This window comes from Humibacillus xanthopallidus (assembly GCF_006717145.1).
Taxonomy (GTDB): Bacteria; Actinomycetota; Actinomycetes; order Actinomycetales; family Dermatophilaceae; genus Humibacillus; species Humibacillus xanthopallidus.
The window spans coordinates 2,505,517-2,526,016 of the sequence record NZ_VFQF01000001.1 but is presented as its reverse complement, the minus strand read 5'-3'; the positions used below and the strand labels follow the sequence as shown (position 1 = coordinate 2,526,016).

Annotated in this window: 16 protein-coding genes and 1 tRNA gene; 13 read left to right on the top strand and 4 right to left on the bottom strand. The window is 67.1% G+C overall.

All coding sequences use genetic code 11. The features are described from left to right. The first annotated feature begins 404 nt into the window (after positions 1-404). Positions 405-839, top strand: a complete 435-nt coding sequence (locus FHX52_RS11045) for a DUF1801 domain-containing protein (protein WP_141821919.1) — start codon at positions 405-407, stop codon at positions 837-839. A 249-nt stretch (positions 840-1,088) separates the two neighbouring features. On the opposite strand, the gene FHX52_RS11040 is transcribed toward FHX52_RS11045, so the two are convergent. Beyond that, entirely contained in the window at positions 1,089-1,463 is a 375-nt protein-coding gene (locus tag FHX52_RS11040; RefSeq protein ID WP_141821918.1) for a hypothetical protein, read from the bottom strand. Further along, positions 1,460-1,795 carry a PadR family transcriptional regulator gene (locus FHX52_RS11035; protein WP_246069822.1) on the bottom strand — a complete coding sequence of 112 codons (336 nt, stop codon included), beginning with the start codon at positions 1,793-1,795 and terminating at the stop codon, positions 1,460-1,462. Before FHX52_RS11035 ends, FHX52_RS11040 begins: the two co-directional genes overlap by 4 nt. A gap of 746 nt (positions 1,796-2,541) precedes the next feature. On the opposite strand from FHX52_RS11035, the gene FHX52_RS23860 reads away from it, so the two are divergent. The 9 genes from FHX52_RS23860 to FHX52_RS11000 all read left to right on the top strand — a co-directional run bounded on the left by FHX52_RS23860 (position 2,542) and on the right by FHX52_RS11000 (position 9,382). Next, positions 2,542-2,715 (top strand): hypothetical protein, encoded by a 174-nt coding sequence (locus FHX52_RS23860; RefSeq protein ID WP_185747191.1) that lies wholly within the window; start codon positions 2,542-2,544, stop codon positions 2,713-2,715. Between the two features lie 182 nt (positions 2,716-2,897). Further along, positions 2,898-3,320: a hypothetical protein gene (locus FHX52_RS11030; RefSeq protein WP_221630541.1), complete on the top strand. Its 423-nt coding sequence runs from the start codon at positions 2,898-2,900 to the stop codon at positions 3,318-3,320. Between the two features lie 286 nt (positions 3,321-3,606). Beyond that, positions 3,607-4,200: a hypothetical protein gene (locus FHX52_RS11025; RefSeq protein WP_141821916.1), complete on the top strand. Its 594-nt coding sequence runs from the start codon at positions 3,607-3,609 to the stop codon at positions 4,198-4,200. A gap of 380 nt (positions 4,201-4,580) precedes the next feature. Then, positions 4,581-4,754: a hypothetical protein gene (locus FHX52_RS23855; protein WP_185747190.1), complete on the top strand. Its 174-nt coding sequence runs from the start codon at positions 4,581-4,583 to the stop codon at positions 4,752-4,754. A gap of 198 nt (positions 4,755-4,952) precedes the next feature. Beyond that, complete coding sequence (locus FHX52_RS23850; RefSeq protein WP_185747189.1) at positions 4,953-5,216, top strand: hypothetical protein; 264 nt, start codon at positions 4,953-4,955, stop codon at positions 5,214-5,216. 517 nt (positions 5,217-5,733) lie between these two features. Further along, the gene (locus FHX52_RS11010) at positions 5,734-6,258 is read left to right on the top strand and encodes a hypothetical protein (RefSeq protein WP_141821915.1); all 525 of its coding nucleotides are present in this window, start codon (positions 5,734-5,736) and stop codon (positions 6,256-6,258) included. A gap of 1,137 nt (positions 6,259-7,395) precedes the next feature. Further along, positions 7,396-7,908, top strand: a complete 513-nt coding sequence (locus FHX52_RS11005; protein WP_221630540.1) for a hypothetical protein — start codon at positions 7,396-7,398, stop codon at positions 7,906-7,908. Positions 7,909-8,016: 108 nt separating this feature from the next. Beyond that, a complete protein-coding gene (locus tag FHX52_RS23845; protein ID WP_185747188.1) occupies positions 8,017-8,178 on the top strand; it encodes a hypothetical protein in 162 nt (53 codons plus the stop codon). Between the two features lie 412 nt (positions 8,179-8,590). Continuing rightward, on the top strand, positions 8,591-9,382 hold the full coding sequence (locus tag FHX52_RS11000; protein ID WP_141821913.1) for a hypothetical protein: 792 nt from the start codon (positions 8,591-8,593) through the stop codon (positions 9,380-9,382). Between the two features lie 353 nt (positions 9,383-9,735). On the opposite strand, the gene FHX52_RS10995 is transcribed toward FHX52_RS11000, so the two are convergent. Beyond that, complete coding sequence (locus FHX52_RS10995; protein WP_141821912.1) at positions 9,736-11,802, bottom strand: KAP family NTPase; 2,067 nt, start codon at positions 11,800-11,802, stop codon at positions 9,736-9,738. A 592-nt stretch (positions 11,803-12,394) separates the two neighbouring features. Beyond that, positions 12,395-12,470: transfer RNA gene (locus FHX52_RS10990), tRNA-Arg, on the bottom strand. Positions 12,471-12,707: 237 nt separating this feature from the next. Between FHX52_RS10990 and FHX52_RS10985 the strand changes: the two genes are divergently transcribed. The 3 genes from FHX52_RS10985 (at position 12,708) to FHX52_RS10975 (ending at position 20,303) form a co-directional block, all read left to right on the top strand. Then, the gene (locus FHX52_RS10985) at positions 12,708-13,982 is read left to right on the top strand and encodes an N-formylglutamate amidohydrolase (RefSeq protein ID WP_141821911.1); all 1,275 of its coding nucleotides are present in this window, start codon (positions 12,708-12,710) and stop codon (positions 13,980-13,982) included. 117 nt (positions 13,983-14,099) lie between these two features. Then, positions 14,100-15,965: a CocE/NonD family hydrolase gene (locus tag FHX52_RS10980; protein WP_141821910.1), complete on the top strand. Its 1,866-nt coding sequence runs from the start codon at positions 14,100-14,102 to the stop codon at positions 15,963-15,965. Between the two features lie 159 nt (positions 15,966-16,124). Next, a complete protein-coding gene (locus FHX52_RS10975) occupies positions 16,125-20,303 on the top strand; it encodes an AAA domain-containing protein (protein ID WP_141821909.1) in 4,179 nt (1,392 codons plus the stop codon). Positions 20,304-20,500 lie beyond the last annotated feature (197 nt).

The following is a 20,500-nucleotide window of genomic DNA, read 5'->3' as shown; positions in this document are numbered from 1 at the left end:
CGATGGAGGTCCGCTCTAGCCGTTGACGGTCGGCGGAGTGGTCGACGGTCAGCACGATGAGCGGGCTCCGCGTATCCTGCGGCCCCGGCCAGATGCGTCGAGGCCGCACGGTTTGAAGGGGGCCCTGACGTGATCCTGGCCCACGCTCCCGCAGGACAAGTTCGGCTTCGCACATCCCCGGCTGCGCCAATCTGGTGACGAGCATGATGATCCGACTGGGTCCGGCGGGTCTCTCAGCGGTCGGTCACTGAGGGAGATCGAGCGGCAGTCAAGCGGTCGGCTCGCGGCGGAGTGGCACTGCCGCTTCGCGGTGGATGGACGCACTTGAGGTGGGGTCAGAGCACGCAATGGGACGGCCGTTCGCCGTTCGTGGTCGCGGTGACGACGCGTGGCACACTGAGCTCATGGTCGAACCGAAGACGGTGCCGACGGGTGCGAGCGTTGACGACTTCCTCAGCGCCGCCACCCCCGCTCGTCGACGTGAGGACGGCCTGCGTCTCGCCGGGATCTTCCACGACGTCACGGGGGCGGACCCGATCCTGTGGGGTCCGTCGATTGTCGGCTATGGCAGTTACCGCTATGTGTCGCCCGCTGACTCGCGCAGGCACGGCCAGTGGCCGAAGACCGGGTTCTCACCGCGCAAGGCGCAGTTGTCGTTGTACGGGCTGAAGGATCTGCCCCAGGGCGCGGCGCTGCTGCCTTCGTTGGGGACGTACACCGAGGGGGCGGGATGCGTGTATGTCAAGAGCCTCGACGACATCGACATCGATGTGCTGCGCCGACTGATCGCGATCGCGTGGTCGCGGGGAGACGACCCTCAATCGGCGTCGCGAGGCTGACGCGCATTCCGCCTACCGTGCTCGCGCCGGATTGGATGGTGGAGGGCTCGGTTTCCCTTGTTGGGGTCGTCGCCACCACCGGGGCGTGCGCGGTCGGCGTGACGCGCGAACATCTGCACATCGCGCAGCGGGTCGCCGGCGTTGAGGGCGTGGGTGAACGCGGTGTGCCTTAGCGTTCACGGATCTCACCCAAAGGCACGCGCCCACTTCTTCGAGGGCGACCTCTGACCCGGCGGTCCAGGGCCCGGCTCAGCCCCAGGTGAAGCCGGCCCCTGGACCCATGGGGACGTACTCCTTGCCGCACCGGGCGCAGGCGCGATACAGCTTGCCGTCCGACGTGTGGGTCGTCTGCCACACGTGGCGGGTGTTGGTGCGACAGCCGAGGGGTAGGTGGACGGCCGGCGCCGGCTGTGGTCCGCCGTCCGTGAGGGCGGCGTGCATCGAGGAGGCTGACGCGGCGACCCCGAGGGCGTAGCGCCACGCGGCGATACGCCCGAGGTCGTGCATCTCGCCGACGAGCTCGTCGTGGTAGCGATCGCGGGTCTCGGAGGGGACGCCGACGGTGGCGCGCTCCATCGCCGACGCCGCGAAGCGGACCGCCGCCCTCTGGGTCTTCCTTCTCATGACAAGCCCTCCTTCGGTATCGGAGCTTTCGGTATGGCAGCGAAGCCGGGTCGCGGCCGGCGCGCAGCTGCCAGCGCCCTCCCAGCCTGGGTGGCACCCGAGTCCGTGAGCCGGTAGTACCTGCGCGCCGGTCGCCCCTCCCGGCTCGGGTCGATGTCCTCCCACCGGGACTCCAGCCAGCCGACTCTCTCCAGGCGGGCCAGGATGGGATGGACGGTGCCGCTCGGCAGGCCGGCGTGCTGGCCGATCTGCGACCCGTACCAGTCGGCCTCCAGGTCGCTGAAGAGGACGTCGAGGACCAACCGAGTTGCCAGGGTCATGCGCGGGGGCATGCTCGTACTCTACCTAGGGTCGGCCACCCGGCACAAGAGTCCGCCGCCAGCACGCACCGGCGCGCCCAGATACGGGTCGACCGGCCCGTCAAGACCTGGATCGAGATCACCTGGCGGGGCGAGGCTGAGCCGGTCGGTGTGGACCCAGGGTGCACGCGGGCACCTGCCGGCGCCGTCTGGAGCCGCCTGGTCGAGCTGCAGCAAGGGCATCAGTTCTGGAAAGCGCGCTCGAGGGTCCGTTTGATGGCCGCCGCCCAGTCGCTCCTTCGCGACCGTGACCAACTCGTAGGACCAGGACAGCCTCAGCACCCGGCTCTGGCCCCGCCGCCACGCCCCGGTGACCTTCGTCGCGTCGACCGAGGCTGGCACCGCGGCCGTCACCATTCGTGTTCAGCAGCGCAGGACGGTTGGTGGCGTGCTCCCGGGCCCAGCTTCCCGCCGCTCATCCGCAGCGTCCTGTCATCGCATGTGGGCGAGATGCATGCGCCCGGCAGGCGGTGTTTTGACGCGACTCTGGGACTGTCTCCGGGACGGGCTGTCGGTGCCAGTAGCGCCTCTACGGAGGGGCCCCTCACCTGACTACCCGACGCTGTGGCCGGTGTTCCCCGAGGGGGTGCAAGCTCACGGTTCACGTCGCGCTCTTTGCTGGAGGTTCTTACCGGCCACGGAGGTGTCGGTCTGACTACACCGTAGGTCGAGCAGCCTGTGCGTGGGGGATGATTGAAGTTGAGTCGAGAGGAGCGGTCGTGAATGTCGAACGCAGTCTCTTCGAGGCGGTGCGGGGCAAGCGGCTTCCCATCACGCGGAGAGTGCCCGACGTCCCGGGCATCGTCAGGACGGGCCAGATCTCCCGCGAAGCTGATGGCGGCCCGGATATGACGGCAAACAACGACACCGATGCGGGCGGCCCCTCGCGATAGACAACGGATGCTACGGGTGCACGCAGGTCACCATCCAGCTGACTCTTGTTCGCCGAGCCGGCGCGCCAGAAGGAGTCCCAATGATGCGCAAATCCACGCCTTGCCCGTGTGCAGGCTGCCAAAGCGGACGACACCCCAAGACCGGACTGAAATGCAGGTTCTGCAGCGGAAAGGGCTATGTCATGGACGGCGACTGGCCGAGTCCCTGCTGGGAGGGGTACTGGTCCGGTCACCTGCCGCCCGCGCCAGGTTCGCCTCAGCATCCGTCTGCGTCGACTAAGCCAACCCTTGACACTGAGCTGGATAAGTGGCTCACCATACGCAATGCCTTGTCCACGTGGGAGAACAGCAACCGCGAGGGGTTCGCCCAGGTCGCTGTTGAGGTCACCGGCTGGACTGAGTGGCTGACGAATGAACTGAGTGCAGTCGAAGAGGGTGTCGCCGAGATGACGCTCACCGTGAGGGACCTAGACGACCTCGTCGCGAGTATCGGTGAATTCCTGCGGTTGAACGGCAAGCACGTGGTGCACTTGTCAAGGTTGTCCGAAGCCACCGACGTCATGTTCCACGCGCTGGGGTGGACGGAGCCCACGAAGGGCGGGTGACGTGCCGCCCGAGCCTTGGCCGCGGAAGGACGCTGCCGCTTCGCGGCGGTAGGACGCTGGACGGGGCATCGCGCAACCGGAACCGGGCGTCGCCCACGTCCGGTCACGGCCGTCGTGGACACCGCTGCACGGTGACGTTCGGACCAAGTCGTCATCAAAGGGATTCTGCGATCGCCAGATGATGCGCGACCGAGTATGGGAGTGTCGTGTCATGCGGTGCGGACTCGTTGGGCGGCGCGCCTAGTTTCAGTCGATTGGAGTGGTGGCCATGAGTCGTGTCCGATTGGTGACGATCGTTGTGTCGGCACTTCTGGCGACAGTATTTTCCGCCGGAGCTGGGCCAACGGCCAGCGCCGCCCCGCAGGCTCAGGCCAATGACGCCCTGGCCGCGCTGTGGACCTCGGTGCTCGAAACGCCGAGCGCGCAAAACTCCTTCGGCGATGGCGGTCAAGAATACGCATGCTGGGACCTCGGCGGCATAGTCGCGCCGTTCCATCCCGTCGGCGCGGAATCATGCACCGTGAAGCCAGGCACTAAGATCTTCATCGTCGGTTACTCGTACGAGTGCAGCACGTTCGAGGGGAACGGCAGCACTGAAGCCGAGCTGCGGGCCTGTGCGCGGGAGAACAGCCCGACTGAGTCTGTGGTCCGCCTCGACGGCGAGCCCGTGCCCGTGACCGAAGCGGAGACGCCACTCCTTCCGATCACCCTGCCCAGTGACAACCTCTTTGGGATGCCAGCCGGAACGACAGGACTGTCCGTGGGCCACGGCTGGGTTGCGCCTTTGCACCCGTTGACGCCGGGAACGCACACGATCGTGATCAGCACCGGCGCGCTACCCCTGGTCACCACCCAGATCATTGTCGAGCCTGGGTCCTGACTGGATACAGGCAAAGCCCCCGTCCTTTGGACGAGTCCTTCATCGCCCGACAGGCGGCGAAGTGACTCAAGTCGTCAACGCAGTCATCGCGGCATTATGTGCGTGCATCTGGGCGACGGTGACCCTTGGAACGATGAAGGTTTAGAACGCCGTGCGCGAATCGCTTCGTGGGTCGCTGACCCGGCGGTCCCGGTACACCTCTCCCGCACGGGCCTCCGCTCTCCACGGCCGCTTGACGGTCAGGGCGTGGTGGTTGACCGGGTCGTGCGGGTCGAGCTCTACCACCCGCAGCTTCGGGGTCTCCGGTCGGCCGATGATGACAGCGCTGATCGCCGGCGAACGCGACCCCGAGACCCTGGCAGGGCCTGGCCCGCGGCCGGATGCGCAAGAAGACGCCTGAGCTGCGGGAGGCGTTCATCGGCCGGTTCACCGAGCACCACGCGTTCCTGCTCACCAAGATGCTCGCCCGCATCGACCAACTCAGCGCCGACATCGCAGACCTGGAAAGAGCGCACCAACGCCCAGATCGCCCCAGCGGTCGCCCGCCTCGATGAGATCCCCGGGATCGGCGTCACCGCGGCCCAGGCGAGCATCGCCGAGATCGGACTGGACATGACGCGCTTCCCGACTCCGCGCTGTCCTCCGGGGGCAGGTTCGCGCCAGGGATCACGGAGTCCGCCGGCCGCAAGAAAGGCAACGGCGCCGCCGGGCACGGCAACCCCTACCTAGCCCGAGCCCTGGGCGAGGCGGCCGTGTCGGCTGGCCGCACCGACACCTTCCTCGGCGAGCGCTACCGCCGGATCGCCCGACGACGTGGCAAGCAGCGAGTCATCGTCGCTGTCGGCCGCTCCATCCTGGTCATCATCTGGCACCTCCTCGCCGAGCCGAACACCCGGTTCCACGACCTCGGCCCCGACTACTACGACTCCCGCGCCAACCTCAACCGCAAGATGCGCAACCACGTGCGCGAACTCCAACACCTCGGCTACCGAGTCACTCTCGAACCCGCCGCCTGACCGCCCACCGCGCCAGAGCGCCACCAGGCCTGTGGGCACTCACCCACGCGTGGCCACCTTGATCTTCGGACTAGGGGCGGGGGAGAGACGGACCGAGTCTTCCGAGTCGGCGCTCCTGGCCGTGAGCTCCGCGTGAGACTTCAATGCGAAGCCCAGGTAGTCGAGCCGGAGGCACGGTTGACGAAGCGACCAGCGGAGTCGCTCTCGGTTGGAGGCGCCAGCACGAATGACGTCGATTGGATGCGAGGGTCGGGACGGTGCCGAAGCAGCGTGCCGCCCCAGGCGGTGAATGTGCGAAAGGGCCGCGACCCGTCCAAGTACTCACCGACAGGTTGAGAGCCCGCGCGGGCGCCCTCCACGGGGGGCCTATAAAGCCATGCACAACACAAAACGCTTAAGATGCTGTGTACAGGCCCCTGTTCGTATACAGTACGACTTGTACGAAACACAACCAATCCTGGGGTGGTCTCCCGCTAGAGATACCCACCCCAGGATCAGCCACAAGGAGGATCCCACGATGGGAACCACGATCACCACCGACGTCACTGACTGGTCGACGCCGGCACGCACCGAGCTCCTCGAGCTCATCGACAAGCTGTCCGCCGCCGCCGTACAGGGCACGGACGCGCCGCCGGCACCCGTCATCCCCGAGGAGGTCGAGCCGTCCGGCTGGACGCAGAAGGCCTACCTCGACGTCATCACCAAGCTGCTCCGCAAGCACTACGTCCAGGTAGCGGTCATCTTCGAGGCCATCAAGAACGGCACCGGCTACGTCTCTCGCGACCAGGTCTACGAGCTCGGCCACTACGACGAGAGCCGCTCGCTCAAGGGCTTCACCCGGCCGGTCAACCGCTTCACCGAGGAGGCCCAGGAGAAGGGCCTGCTCCCCGACGACGCCGAGGACCTGCTGCTCCCCGACTATGACCCGGCGATCAAGGGCTTCCAGCGCGCGCGCGGCTTCTTCGTGCCGATGGAGGTCGTGAAGCTCGCGGAGGAGTGGAAGGCCCTCGCGGAGAAGGAGGAGGGAAGCAAGGCGTCCTGACTTAAGGATGAGGGCCGGCGCCGGGGAGACCTGGTGTCGGCCCTATGTCATGCTCCTTTGCGGTGAGTGCGGTTCGCGTCAGCGCGACAGTTCGAGTCCGACATGCGGCTACCAGCCAAAGTGCCCCTGTCGGGGTGTCCGTTCCGGGCTGAAAGCGGGCTGCGGCTTCGGGTATCGAGGGGCCTGGCAACATCGGGCTCAGCTCGACAGGTCCGGTTCGCTCGACCCTCGACCAGCCCCACCTCGAGACCCTCACTTCTGATCGACGAAAGCCTGGGGCCGGTCTTTGTGGTCCTCTACATGCTCCATCGCCGGAGGTGCGGCGTCCATGCCGTGCCCGTCGCAGAGGGTCGAGGGCAATCGAAGCCAAACTCCGAGCGGGATGCGGGCGGACGAGTCTCGGGCAAGAGCCTGTGTCGAACGACCCCGACGCGCCCCCGTCAGGATAGTTTTCAACTGCCGCCTCATCCCCATAGTGAGGCACCTGCCACAGACCCTGCAGAAGTCATGCCCGAGGCGCACTAGGATCTCGCACAATGAATGAGCTGATTGAATGGTTCCAAGACACTCCAAAGCTTGGCCTAGTGCCAATCGCAATGCTTCTCTTGGGCGTCGCGGGGTACCGACTAACAAGGCGCAATTCGGCCACATCTAACAAATCGTTGGAGATCTCCCAGGCGCAAGAGGAGCGACGCAAGGCAACCCTAAGCATTCGGCTCATCTCTGCAACATGTGAGGTTTCGGATAGAGAACGCCGTTACATCTTTGATCTACTGATTCGGAATCCGTCCGATCGGGGAAATGCACTGGCTGAGGCTGACCTATGCTTCGAGTATGCTGTCGACGGGAGGCCAGTGAACCTCAAGGCACCTTGGCGGCCGAATGAGTCAAGCCCGCCTCCTGGCGCATTAACTCTCCCGTTCACCATACCCGCGAACAGTGCTGCGGCAGGATCCTTGCAGATTACGACTAAGCGAGGATTGACAGACGACCGCGATGTCGAGGAGTTGAAGCTTGTGCTTACTGACACCTTCGGGAACGACATTACCTTACCTTCCCAATTCGTCCACGAGCAGCTCAAGAAGGCGGATGAGGATGGGTCGTAGGCAGTTGGAACGCATCTCACGGAATTCCCTGATGCGGGTCGTAGCCGATGGCGCGATCGGGAAGCAGGGAACTGCTGCTGGGAGGCTCGTCCCGGTGGTGATGGTCGACATGAGTGACCACCCGGATGTCGCAGAACTCGTTCGTGTTCATCAGTACCTGGGGCCGGGGGACTGCCATTCACAGTGGGCTCAGGGCCGCGACGGCCTACTTCTCCGCCTGCGATTCGAACGACCCATTGAACTCACGATTGCCCCGACGTTTGCCTTGCCCGAAAAGGCAGGACTGGTTGATCAGGTCCTGTCTGCCCGCGCAATATATCTGCAGCACGGCGTGGCGGGGGACCGCATGTCAACAACGATGCATCATCCGCGCCTGCTCATCGAGCTTCCTCCCACTGGCTTTGAGGAACAGTGGGAAGGCATCTTCTTCACCGCTCTAGTCAAGGTCTTTCGAGATGGGGGGCTGAAGCGTTCCGAGGCGAAGGCTGCTGCCCGAGATATGATTGTCAGGTGGCGCGAACTGGGATCCATAAGGATGAGGTAACGCGTGGAGCTGTCTCCAAAGGCGGTCGCGCATGCTTGGTCTTGCCGATGACGGCGGGACAGTGGCGATAACGGCCAAGACAATCGTGGCCAGGGGGGTGCCAGGGCTATGCTCGACGAACTCGACCAACTGTATTCTGAACCCGAGTGGTGGATGGCGTCGTCCGACGGCACGCTTCACACTCAAGCCGGCGTCGATTTGATGCGCGGTCGGCATCTGAATGGCCAGGCGGAAGGTTCACACTCAAGTGTGCGCCATCAAGCGAACTGACCAGTGCGAATGCGACATCTCGGACCGCCCAACCGATTCGGTTTGAACAAGCAGGACCGTCGTCACGGCAGGGACTATGTACATGTTCTGGCCCGCGGAGGACGTGATCTTCGGAGAGGTCGGTTCCTGGGTGCGTGGTATATGACGCGGGTGCCACCAGCGCGGCTTCCCACGACTTGTGCAGACGGTTGAGACGGCCATTCTGTTTGTCCAGGGCGACCGTGCTTCGTGCGAACTCAGTTCGCAGTGCAGGGAACACGAGGGAGACTCGCAAGAGGGCTATGGACGCTCGCGTCAGTCACTCTCCCTAGCATTTCCGGCTCTTCGCTAGACCCGTTCGTGCTTTGGCGTCAGCCGGCGGCGACGTGACGCTGTTGCGTCGGCGCGCGGCGGCACCGGTAAAGTCACGTCGATGGGAGAGATCATCGTCGAGCCACTGACGGATGGAAGTTACATGATCCGGCTTGTTGCGGACGACGGAACTGCCATGACGTCCAGTGAGACTTACAGCACGGTCGAAGGGGCGACACGCAGCGCTGTGGGGTTCAAGTCGTTGGCTTCCTTGCCCACCACTCACGTCCGAGTGCTAAGTGGTCGCGCCGGTGAACCGGTCGGGAACAGGCTTGCGCACCTCCGGTCGGCTGGAGACCTCGACAGGCAGTACCGCGTCTCCATCCGGTTCGTTCGAGGCCCTCGTGGCGAGCTTGACTACAGAGCCGGCGTCGCCCTGTCCGATTTGACAATGCTTCTTGCGGACATGCACAACATGTACGGCGACTGCGTTCACGTGCTGTCGTACGAGGCCGAGCGTGCGACCGCGGGGAGGGTCGATTGGCTAGACGCTTCAGCTGCGGGAGGCACTCCCCGTGTGCGTCTGCGGCCCGGGTCGATGTGGGTCGACATTGCTACTGAGCACGCGACTTTCGGCGCCGCCGCGCTCGGCCTGATGGGTGCCATCCTGAAGGGTGGACCCGCGCTCGCGGCTCTCCCTGGGAGGACGAAGGCTGCGTGGTTCAATGCGCAGGGAGAGGCCAATCTTGCCAAAGAGAAAGCGCTGGATTCGGCTGCTCGCCTGCGGAAACGGCTTGAGATCGATTGCGTCGAGCTCCCGGAAGCGTTCGATCTGGGCGCCCTAACGACGGAGTCCACATTCAAGCAGCTCGAGCCGGAGCAAGCCCGCTTGGCGCCAGACGAACCGGCATAACACGGGGACTCCTTGCCATCTGCTCACGTCCAACGGCGGAACCTCTGATGAACGCTGTGCGAGAAGTCTTCGTTCTCGGCTGGGCTGACTGTCTACACGTACTGACAGGTCCATGAGGCTACGCCGCGTACGCCTTGAGCCTTTTGTCCGCGCGCCAGCGACTAATGCTGCGAACTTGACCAGCGCAAGCCGGGTCCTCGGCCTCGATGTTGATCGATCCCAGGGTGATGTCCGGTGCATCAATCTTAGCGACAGTAGCGCCCGGGATTCGGGACTGGGGCTGGCCGTTGTATTTCGAAGTGCTGGCCCTAGGTGCTTGAGCGATCGAAGTTGGTGCGACGACCCCCGGCAACTCACATTGGCGCCTTGACCCGCCCCCGGACGTATCTTCGTCGATTTGCCCACGACAAATCTTCACGGTCAACGTTAGCCACGATGTCTGTGGTATACAACTGATCCTCGGCAGGCGCAAAGCGCGCGAACAGGGATTGGTCGAAATCACCGAGCCGCGCCACTGGTTTCTCCACATATAGATATTGAAGGGTGAGGCATCGGGCTGCAACATCTTCCACCGTAACCTCCCGGTCGAGGAGCTCATAGATTTTGTTCTTGGCGGTATCAACGTCTCCAAATGCCGCAACGAAGTCGAGATGAACATGGACGTGTTGCTCGGCCGGGGCGGCATCGCGTAGCTCAAGATGCCTCAGGAATTCGGGGAAGGCGTCGCGCACTCCTTGCGCTACAGCGTCAGTCAAAGGCAGAGGAACCGCAGCCTCCGACTCACCCGTTCGCGCAGCCATCCATAGAACGTTCAGACGGAGGCTTAGTTCGCCGCATGCGGACACCGCGGCTGCGACCACGCTCGGTGGGGTTCCCGTCCCCAGCCTCCGGAGAAGGTCGCCTGCCCATCGAACGACATTGTCTCGCATGGTCAATCCGAGAATGCCTCGACCTGACCTGTCATCCAGCTCGGGCAAGATCGACATGACATTCTCAATGAGCACGGTAGAAACCGTCGATGGCTCCTTGTTCAGAGGGTGACGGACCAATTTTCGATATGCCAAATCGGCGCGATCATGATTTGCATCGTTCAGCATGCTGGACATCCTGTCTATGCCGGCGCCTTGCGTCATAGCCTGCTGAAGAGCGTCGTCGATCATTGAGTCGGAGATGTCGTCCGGAGGGACGGCATGCACGAAGTATCGATTGAAATAATCCGTAGACGATACGTGAGGGCCCTCCCGACTCGCGTCGCCCTTTATTGCAGGGAACAAACTTGTCAGAATTGCACGTGCGTCGGCGCGGGATTCTTCACCACCGATACCTTCAGTAAGAGGGCTCCAGTCCACGGACTTGTTGCTTTCGCTAGCCATCTCCCACATGGAAGGCGAGTGAGTCAGCCTGCGGCGCCAGCGCGGGAGCCGTGCGTAAACGTCTGGAAACTGCACGCGCAGAAAGGTGAGAAGAATGAGGTCCACATCATCTATTTCCCCTACGGCATGCATCGACAGATGCAGGCGAATCTGAGCCAAGAATCGCGCGACGCTGCGTGGGGTTGTTAGTTGTGACTCGAACTCGTCCACGTGCATGGATAATCGGTAGTCCGCCTCGTTGATTTCGCGTTCAAGCTCGGAGAGAGCCGAAGCGATGCCCGAGTCAAGCATATTAAGCATCTGCGACCTGAGAAGCGGTGGAACAGTGAGGGGGTACTGAACAATCTTCTCCATGAATAGTCGTGCGCCCTCGCGGCCTTCTGCTCCGAGGTCCGCGCTCTGCAGGTTTGAGAAAAGAGTTCCTTCGTCGTACGCCAAAAGGTAGGTGACTCCCGGGAATCTACCCAGGAGCCGCACCACCTTAAGTAGGGCAACGAGCTCGTCTCGCTGCAGGCGATCTATATCGTCCACTATAACCAAGATTCGAAGCCCCAAGTCTCTTAAGGCCATCGAGACAGCGTTGAAGCTCCTCTGCCAATTTGTGGCCGTTAATCGCTTGGCAAGCGCCTCTGCGCCTCCTGATAGCGCCGGCCCGGCCCCTGGCACTGCCTTCAAACCGATTGCGCTAACCTGCACTAATCCGGTGAGAGCCTTTCTGGCAGTCTTGGCCCCCTGTGTGGGTAAAGCGCTGGCTATCGTGGCGTAAAATTCAGTCAGCATCACATCGACGCCACTGGTGGACCATGGGGTAAAGTCAACAATGCGCCAGCCTTGCGAGCTATGCTCGTCCGTTAGGTAACGCCGCGTCATCTCGATCAGCGACGTTTTCCCGCTCCCCCAGGGACCTGATAGGCCAAATACGACGCTTCCCTCCGCCGAGTGAGCAGCGGAGATCACGTCGGCCGCCGTCTTGGCGACGTGGCTGGTAGCCAGGGTGTCGCCACCAGGTCCGGAAAGGGGCTCGTCGTTCCAAGTCGCGTCAAACATGCGTAGAGACTGACAGAGCCTCTCCTCATCTGGGGTGTTACACCCCGGACGGTCTACCGATCCAGTGTCGACCAACGGCTTCCGTTAGAGGTGACAATTGAGCCCTGAGGCACGGCGACTCGGGCGCGATCCCGCACCGCCAGTTGGGAAAGGCCCTCCCCTCGGGGCGCTGACGTAGAGCGTCAGCCGCAGTCCTGCAGATTTCAGTCTCGGCCGGCGGGCACGCCAACTCGACGGGGTGCGTCACAGTGGGCGGTGTGCCTCTGGCCTTCTCGCACCACTGGGTCGCTGTCGGCAGGGGGTCCCTATCCTCATCGGCGGCTTTGCGGAACCTCACTACCGGTGCTTCCGTTCTTCGCTGGTGCCGACTGCTTCGGGCTGCTGAACCTGTGGGGGCGTCTCGGGTACGTGAGTCGACGCCGCAGCTGACCATCAGGTCCACGGCTGGCAGGACAGGAGGGCGCTCAACTGCAGAGATACAGCCCGGACCCAAGGAGTGGCAGGGGGGAGGCACCGATTTCCGCACGTTGACACCCACTCGCTCGTTCCCTTGACCTTCTGCGGACGGTCTCGGCTCGTTGCGGTTGCTGCGTGGTGCCCCCGGCAGGATTCGAACCTGCGACACCCGCTTTAGGAGAGCGGTGCTCTATCCCCTGAGCTACGAGGGCGGGGGTCCGGCAGACCGTCTCCAACGCCATCGCTGCAGCTCTCACTGCGACGCCGAAGACAGGTTCAGCCAAACGCTGACAGGGTAGTGGACCCAGAGCCTCCCTCCGAACGATGCCTACCGCCCGTGGCCTCGTGAACCGCGTCACCACCTGCCCCGGCCCGATCGACTTCTCGGACGCCGACTCCCAGCCTCCATAGACTCGAAGTAGTCAGAGGCCCTCTTCGAGGAGGCAGTCGTGGCCCACGTCGGAGCGTTCGAGCAGGACCAGCCCGGTGGGCTGGTCTGGATCCCCGAGGGCAAGGCGTTCGGGTTCGACGACCTCGTCTTCTACCGCGGCAAGGGCGAGGTGCCGTTCGAGGAGGTGGCGCCCCGCATCGACCTCATCCTCACCGGGCCGCACGCCACGGCAGCCCTCGCGCGCGAGCTGGCGCCCTTCCTCGAGCCAGGCCTGACCCAGCGGCAGCAGCACGACTTCTCCGACATGACGACGAGCGACCTCTGCAAGCGGTGGGTCGAGGTGGACGAGCACGCCGTCTACGTCGAGTTCCCGCACCACCGCATCCTCTTCGACCCCAACCGCGAATGGCCAGCCGACCCGGAGGCGGGGCTGCGCGCCTTCTTCGACCGCCACGACGCCAAAGCCCGCGGAGAGGCAGTCACCTTCAACGGTGTCGACTCCATCCGCCCGATCTCCTTCAGCGGCGTCCCCTTCCTTCGTCGTCCGACCAGCGACGCGGAGTGGGCCGCCCTCATGGCCGTCATCACCGACCTCGGCAACCGGGGCGCCAGGCCCTATGCCCAGGTGCGCGACGAGGTCATCGCCAAAGTCTTCGAGGCCAAGTGCGCCCACCTGCACGACCTCACCCTCGACACCGCCACGGTCGCCGACTTCAACAGCGCTCGCATGCTCCACGTCCAGTGCGTCCACGACACCATGAACGCCACGGTCGGCCCCGACGGCGCGGTCGACCACGACAAGCCCAGGGCCGACTGGCTCCCGCGCATCGTCTCCCTCGGCAACCGCGGCGACGAGCGCGGCGAACCGCGGCCGCCCGTGACGGGCGGACTCCTTCCGCTCGTCGACGTCCCGATCATCGACGCGGCGCAGTTCCGCAGCCTCCAGCAGGCGCTCGCCTTCGCCTTCGAGGTGCCGCACGAGGAGCTCGACGACGCCCTCGCGCTCAACTCGCCCTACCTCGGCGCCTTCGAGTGCCAGCAGATCGGACGCCTCCTGCGCACGCTCGAGCCGCAGGGGATCGTGAGGCACGGCAGCCAGGAGAAGGTACTCGCCATCCGCACCGGCGCCTACCAGGCCGAGTTCCTCCGCGAGACCCTCATGGGGCCGACGAACGTCGCCCACGTGCGCCAGCCGGGCACCGACTGGCCCGAGACGGACCACGAGCACCACGTCGATCTCACGCAAAGGCTCAAGACGGCATACGACATCCTGCGCCGCTGGGACTACGACGTGCCGCCCACCAAGGCGTACGCGCCGCCGCGCTTCCGCTGAGCCCAGCGGGCCCCAGACCCCCCCGCCACGCCCCGCCCGAGCCACTTCGAGTTGCTGGGTGATTTGTCCGGTTCTAGCGTCGAGAGAGCCAGGACACTCACACCGAAGAGGCACCTCATGCACCGTTCCCGCTCCATCGCCATGCTGGCGACCGCCACGCTGACGTGCACCATGGCCGCCGTCGCCATACCGACAGCCACCGCGGCCACCTCAACCGCAGCCACCTCGACAGCAACCGCGGCCCCCACCGCCGTCATCCCCGCCCCCGGCGCCCCCGTCTCCCACGACCAGAACCCCCGGGTCCCGGAGGGGGCGCTCTGGACGGAGGAGTACTTCCCGTCCTCCGACGGCAGCGACGTCGAGCTGCACGCCGACGTGCTCCGCCCGGCGGGCCTCCCCGCGGGCGCCAAGACGCCGGTCATCCTCTCCGTCGGCCCCTACTTCGCCCACCGCGGGCAGACCGGCGACGACGGCTTCACCGGCACCGGCCCCTCCGAGCGCTTCAACGACCTCATCGAGGGCGCGAACCTCATGGAGCGCGGCTACACCGTCGTCCTCGTCGACCTGCGCGGCTTCGGCGGCTCCACGGGCTGCCTCGACTGGGTCGGCCCCGGCGAGCAGGCCGACGTCAAGGCCGCCGTCGAGTGGTCGGCGAGCCAGGCGTGGTCGACCGGCAAGGTCGGCCTCTACGGCAAGTCCTACGACGCCTCGACCGGTCTCGTCGGCGCCAACCTCGCGCCGAAGGGCCTCGAGGCCGTCGTCGCGCAGGAGCCCGTGTGGGACATGTACAACTACCTCTTCAGCAACGGCGTCCGCCGGCCCAACTACCTCGGTACCCCGCGCGCCTACAACGGCATCGCGAACCTCAAGGGCATGGCCGACGACTCCGACCGCTACAAGCAGAACGCCGCCTACGAGGTCGCCCACCCCGAGTGCCTCGCCAACAACCTCACCGACACCCAGAACCCCGACCCGGACTCCACCTACTGGAAGGCGCGCAACCTCGCCGAGCAGGCGAAGGGCTCGCAGGTGCCGCTCTTCGTCACCCAGGGCTTCATCGAACCCAACACGAAGCCCGAGGACATCGAGCAGTACCTCGACAACCACACCGGCCCCGAGCGCGGCTGGCTCGGCCAGTGGGAGCACGTGCGCGGCACCGAGACCGGCGCCGACGGCGTGCTGCGGATGGGCCGCGAGGGCTGGTTCGCCGAGGTGATGCGCTTCTACGACGCGCACCTCCTTGGCGTCACGCCCACCGTCACCGACCCGGCATACGTCATCGAGGACAGCCGTGGCACCTGGCGCGCGCAGGACACGTGGCCCGCCACGCGACGCTCGACGACCGCTCGGCTCCAGCCGGGCAGCTACGTCGACGACGCCGGACGCCCCGCCGCCGGGGTCGCCGCCGCCGACGCGGGCACCTACGACATGGAGAGTGCTCCCGGTATGCCGCCCGGCGCGAGTGAGCGCGCCAGGGGACCCAAGCCGCGCACCACCGACGACGGCAACGCGTACTACTCGTGGTCCAAGCCCGTCGTCAACGACGTGCGGGTCGTCGGAACCCCGCGCGTCTCGCTCGACACGAGCAGCACGGGCGGCACGAGCGGCACGGGCAACGTGCTCGTCCGCCTGTGGGACGTCGCCCCCGACGGCACGGCCGTGATGTTCGACGAGCAGATGTCGCTCGTGCGCGGCGGCACGGTCGCCTTCGACCTCAAGTCGACCGACTGGACCCTGCGCAAGGGCCACCAGCTCGTCGTCGGGGTCGGCACGAACACGACCCGCTCGTGGTCGGCCACCCCGTCGGGCCAGACGATCACTGTGTCCTCGGCCTCGCTCGCGCTCGACCTGCAGAGCCCGCGCACCGACGTACCCACGCAGGGGGAGCGCTCGCCCTACCTCGACAGCTACCTGCGCAGCTACACGACGACGTGGGAGGCGACCGCACCCGGCACCTTCCCGCTCACCGTGGCGCAGGGCTGAGGGCGGAGCCCCGGCCGAGCAGGACTGAACCCCGATCGAACCGCGCCCGCTCCTTCCCCGCCGACTTCCTCGGGCCCTGCCCCCGGCGGGGGAGGAGCATCCGCGTCGTTCCGGCTGTCGGTGCCGGGGCGGCGCCCTCCCATTCGTTAGCCTGCAGGGATGACGGACGCCCCCCGGCACGACCCCGCCCCCCCGGCTGCGTCGACCTCGGGCGACCCGCGGGCCGACCGCGTCGCCGCGGCGGTCACGGCGTGGCGACGCACGCTCGTCGACCTCGGTGGCCGCAACACGCTGCTCTGGTATCGCGACCTCCCCTCCGGCACGCTCGACCTCACGACCGCCCACCCCGGGGGCGTCGCCAAGCTGCTCGCCGGCCACGGCACCCGCCTGACCGAGCTCGTCCGCGAACCGGTGGCCCTCGAGGAGGCCCGGCGCCGCGCGCGCGCCATCCGCGCCAAGGCCCTCGAGCTCAAGGAGGAGCGCGGCATCGCCGCCGGCTTCCTCGCCATCGGCATGGCGACGTGGTCGGTGCCGCGGGCCGCCCGTCCGCCGGCCGCGCCGGTGCTGCTGCGGCCCTGCGTGCTGCGCGCCGTCGGTGCCGCCCAGGACGACTTCGAGATCGACCTCGGTCCCGAGGTCGAGTTCAACCCGGTGCTGCGCGAGTACCTCCGCTCCGAGCAGGGCATCGAGATCGACGGCGAGGCGCTCGCCGACCTCGCCGACGTCGGCAACACCTTCGACCCCTACCCGGCGTATGCCGCCCTCGGCCACGAGTGCGCCCGTGTCCAGGACTTCGGCATCGCTCCGCGCCTCGTGCTCGGCACCTTCTCCTACGCCAAGCTGCCGATGGTGGCCGACCTTGCGCTGCAAGGGGATTCGCTCGCAGACCACGACGTCGTCGCCGCGCTCGCAGGCGACGAGCAGGCGCTCGCCGCCGTCCGGCTGCGCCTTCCGGACCCCGAGCCCGACCCGGACCCGGAGCACGAGCACCTCGTGCTCGACGCGGACTCGTCGCAGCAGGCGGTCATCGAGGCCGTACGCGCCGGGGCCCATCTCGTCGTCAAGGGACCTCCCGGCACGGGCAAGTCGCAGACCATTGCTAACCTCATCGCCACCCTGGCGGCCGAGGGCAAGTCGGTGCTCTTCGTCGCCGAGAAGCGCGCGGCCATCGACGCCGTGCTCACCCGGCTCGACAGGCTCGGGCTCGGCGACCTCGTGCTCGACGCCTACGACGGCCCGACGAACAAGCGCGCGACGGCCCAGCAGTTCTCCAAGACGCTCGACGCAGCGCTCAGGCACGACCCGACCGTGGCTGACGACGGCGTGGCCACGCTGCGAGAGCGGCGCGCGCGCCTGCAGCGCCACGTCGAGGCGCTGCACAAGACCCGCGAGCCGTGGGGCGTCAGCGCGCACCAGGTGCAGCAGGCCCTCGTCGAGCTCGGCGGTCGGCGGCCCGCGCCGCTGTCGCACGTACGCCTGACCAGCGCTGACCTGGCCAAGCTGAGCCGCACGCGCATCACCGAGCTCTCGCGGCGCCTGCGCGACGCCGTCGGTCTCGGCGCCTGGACCCGCGACGACGACGACCCGTGGTTCGGCGCGCGCATCCTCACCCAGGACGACGCCCTGCGTGCCCTCGACATCACGAGCCGGCGCAGCAGTGGCGGGCTCGACGCGCTCGGTGACCAGCTCAACCAGATCCTCGCCGAGTCGCGGGTGCCTGAGGCGAACTCCGTCGACGACTGGTCGTCCGCCTTCCACACGATGTCCAAGGTCAAGGAGACGCTCGAGGTCTTCCGGCCCGAGGTCTTCGACACCCCGCTCGACGACTTCATCGCGGCGACGGGGTCGCGCGACTGGCGCCAGACCCGCAACATCGACATGGGCTGGCTCGACCGGTGGCGCGTCCGCCGGCAGACGAAGCGCCTGCTCCGCCCGGGCCGGCCCCCGGCCAACCTCCACGCCGAGCTCGTCGCGGCGAGCGAGCAGCGGCAGAGCTGGTTCGCCCTCGTCGGCGGGGGTGGCCGCCCGGAGATCTCGCCGCGGCTTGACGAGGGTCTGGCCGTGCTGTCCGGGCTCGAGGAGGACCTCGCGTGGCTCGACACCCGGCTGCGGCCCGGCCGCGACGGGCTGCGGCTTGCCGCGCTCCCGCTCGGCGACCTGCGCGCCCGGCTCGCTGACCTCGCCAGCCGGCCCGAGCGCATCGCCGTCCTGCCGCAGGTGACGGCGGTCCTCGACGAGCTGCGTGGTGTCGGGCTCGGTGAGCTCGTCGAGGACCTCGCGCGCCGCGGCATCGGCACGGACCAGGTGATCCCGGAGGTCGACCACGTCTGGTGGGCGTCGCTGGCCAAGGAGATCACGGTGCGCGACCCGGCATACGGCGCCCATGACGGTGCGGGACTGCGGCGCGACGTCGAGGAGTTCGCGGCAGCCGACCGGGCCCACCTCGAGGCGACCGTCGAGCGGGTGCGGGCGGCGGTGGCGCGCAACGTGCGCGAGGTGCTCGCCGACAACCCGGCGCAGGAGGCGCTCGTGCGCGCCGAGGGCGGCAAGTCGCGGCGGCACAAGGCTCTTCGCGACCTCATGCCGCAGGCGCACTCCGCGCTCACGGCGATCAAGCCCTGCTGGGCGATGAGCCCCCTCGTCGTCGCGTCGACCCTGCCGCCCGGCAAGTGGTTCGACGTCGTCGTCTTCGACGAGGCCTCGCAGGTCCAGCCCGCCCAGGCCATCTCGGCGATCAGCCGCGCGCGGCAGGTCGTCGTCGCGGGCGACGAGCGGCAGCTGCCCCCGACGAACTTCTTCACTGTCGTGTCCGACGACGAGAGCACGAGCGCGACGCCGGCCGACGACGTCCTCACCGAGGGCTTCGAGTCTGTGCTCGACGTCCTGTCTGCCGCGCTGCCGACGCGCGACCTCACGTGGCACTACCGCAGCCGCGACGAGCGGCTCATCGCGTTCGCCAACACGCAGATGTACGACGGCCGGCTCACGACCTTCCCGGGCACCGCGATCGACTCCGCGGTGGTCTTCGAGCCGGTCGACGGCCAGGCCGTGGTGCAGGCCGGCGTCGACACGATCGAGACGACCGACGGCGAGGTGGCACGGGTCGTCGAGCTGGTGCTCGAGCACGCCCGCACCCGGCCCGACGAGTCGCTCGGCGTCATCGCCCTCGGCATCAAGCACGCCGACCGGCTCGACGAGGCCGTCACCAACGCGCTGCGCGGCGCGCCCGAGCTCGCGGCCTTCTTCGCCGACGACCGTGAGGAGCGCTTCTTCGTCAAGAACCTCGAGCGGGTCCAGGGCGATGAGCGCGACGCGATCATCCTCTCGATCGGCTACGGCAAGACGCCGCACGGCCGGGTGCTGCACCGCTTCGGACCGCTCAACATCGAGGGCGGCGAGCGGCGTCTCAACGTCGCCATCACCCGAGCCCGCTCGCGCATGACGGTCGTCTCGGCGCTGCGCGCGTCCGACCTCGACCCCGCGCGGCTCAAGGCTCGTGGCGCGCTCATGCTCCGCGACTTCCTCGCCTACGCCGAGGCAGGCGGTGGCCGCGGCGACGAGGACACCCTCTTCGCCAACGCGCCGACGACGAACGACCCGCTGCGCAGCGATCTCGCAGCCCGCCTGCGCCGCGAGGGCCTCACTGTCCACGAGGACTTCGGCACCGCGAACCACCGCATCGACCTCGTCGTCGAGGACCCCTACCACCGCGGGCGCGGGCTGCTCGCCGTCGAGACCGACGGGCTGCGGTATGCCGCCCTGCACAGCACGCGCGACCGTGACCGGCTGCGCCCCGAGCAGCTGGGCCGGCTCGGGTGGCTGCACGAGCGCGCCTGGACGACCGACCTGTTCCGCGACCCGGCCCGCGAGATCGCCCGCATCGTGACGATCGTCAAGGCGATCCAGCCGCCACGGCCGAGCGACGGCAGCGGCAACGGCGGTGACGGTGGCAATGCCCGGTCCGGCGACGGAGCGGGTCAGGTCGACGCGACAGCCGACTCGACCGGGGCCGCGGCCGACGCGGAGGAGTCGAACGGCACGGGCGACCATCCCGAGTCTGCAGACGGCAAGACTGCGGACGGCAAGGCGGCAGCGGGCGCGCCGAAGGGCAAGGCCGCCGACACCACGTCGAAGCGCAAGCGGCGGCGGGTCTTCCGCAAGGGCACCGGTGCCGCGGCCGAGCCGGCAGGTGGCGACAGGGCCGCAGGTGAGGCTGAGCCCGGCAAGGCTTTGGGCCGCAGCAGCGACGAGCTCGACCTCGGCTGGGGCGAGCGGCCCGCCCGCTCCGGTGTGGGCGACACCTGGCTCCAGGAGCAGCGCCCCCCGCACTACGAGTGACTCCGACTCGACCAGCTCCCCCTCACTCACCCCCGATTCGAGGTGATCCGAGGCCCCACGTCGGTGCCGGGATCACCTCGAATGGCAGGCACCCCCCCGGCCGATGGAGGTGATGGCGGGCCCCACGTCGGTGTCGGGATCACCTCGATTCGGGGAGGGTGGGGGAGTCCGTCGAGAGAGGGTGGGAAGTCCGTCGG

Coding starts and splice junctions, on each gene's coding strand:
- FHX52_RS11045 (WP_141821919.1), top strand. CDS start 405: ATGGTCGAACCGAAGACGGTGCCGACGGGTGCGAGCGTTGACGACTTC.
- FHX52_RS11040 (WP_141821918.1), bottom strand. CDS start 1,463: ATGAGAAGGAAGACCCAGAGGGCGGCGGTCCGCTTCGCGGCGTCGGCG.
- FHX52_RS11035 (WP_246069822.1), bottom strand. CDS start 1,795: ATGCCCCCGCGCATGACCCTGGCAACTCGGTTGGTCCTCGACGTCCTC.
- FHX52_RS11030 (WP_221630541.1), top strand. CDS start 2,898: ATGGACGGCGACTGGCCGAGTCCCTGCTGGGAGGGGTACTGGTCCGGT.
- FHX52_RS23855 (WP_185747190.1), top strand. CDS start 4,581: ATGCGCAAGAAGACGCCTGAGCTGCGGGAGGCGTTCATCGGCCGGTTC.
- FHX52_RS11010 (WP_141821915.1), top strand. CDS start 5,734: ATGGGAACCACGATCACCACCGACGTCACTGACTGGTCGACGCCGGCA.
- FHX52_RS11005 (WP_221630540.1), top strand. CDS start 7,396: ATGCGGGTCGTAGCCGATGGCGCGATCGGGAAGCAGGGAACTGCTGCT.
- FHX52_RS23845 (WP_185747188.1), top strand. CDS start 8,017: ATGCTCGACGAACTCGACCAACTGTATTCTGAACCCGAGTGGTGGATG.
- FHX52_RS11000 (WP_141821913.1), top strand. CDS start 8,591: ATGGGAGAGATCATCGTCGAGCCACTGACGGATGGAAGTTACATGATC.
- FHX52_RS10995 (WP_141821912.1), bottom strand. CDS start 11,802: ATGTTTGACGCGACTTGGAACGACGAGCCCCTTTCCGGACCTGGTGGC.
- FHX52_RS10980 (WP_141821910.1), top strand. CDS start 14,100: ATGCACCGTTCCCGCTCCATCGCCATGCTGGCGACCGCCACGCTGACG.
- FHX52_RS10975 (WP_141821909.1), top strand. CDS start 16,125: ATGACGGACGCCCCCCGGCACGACCCCGCCCCCCCGGCTGCGTCGACC.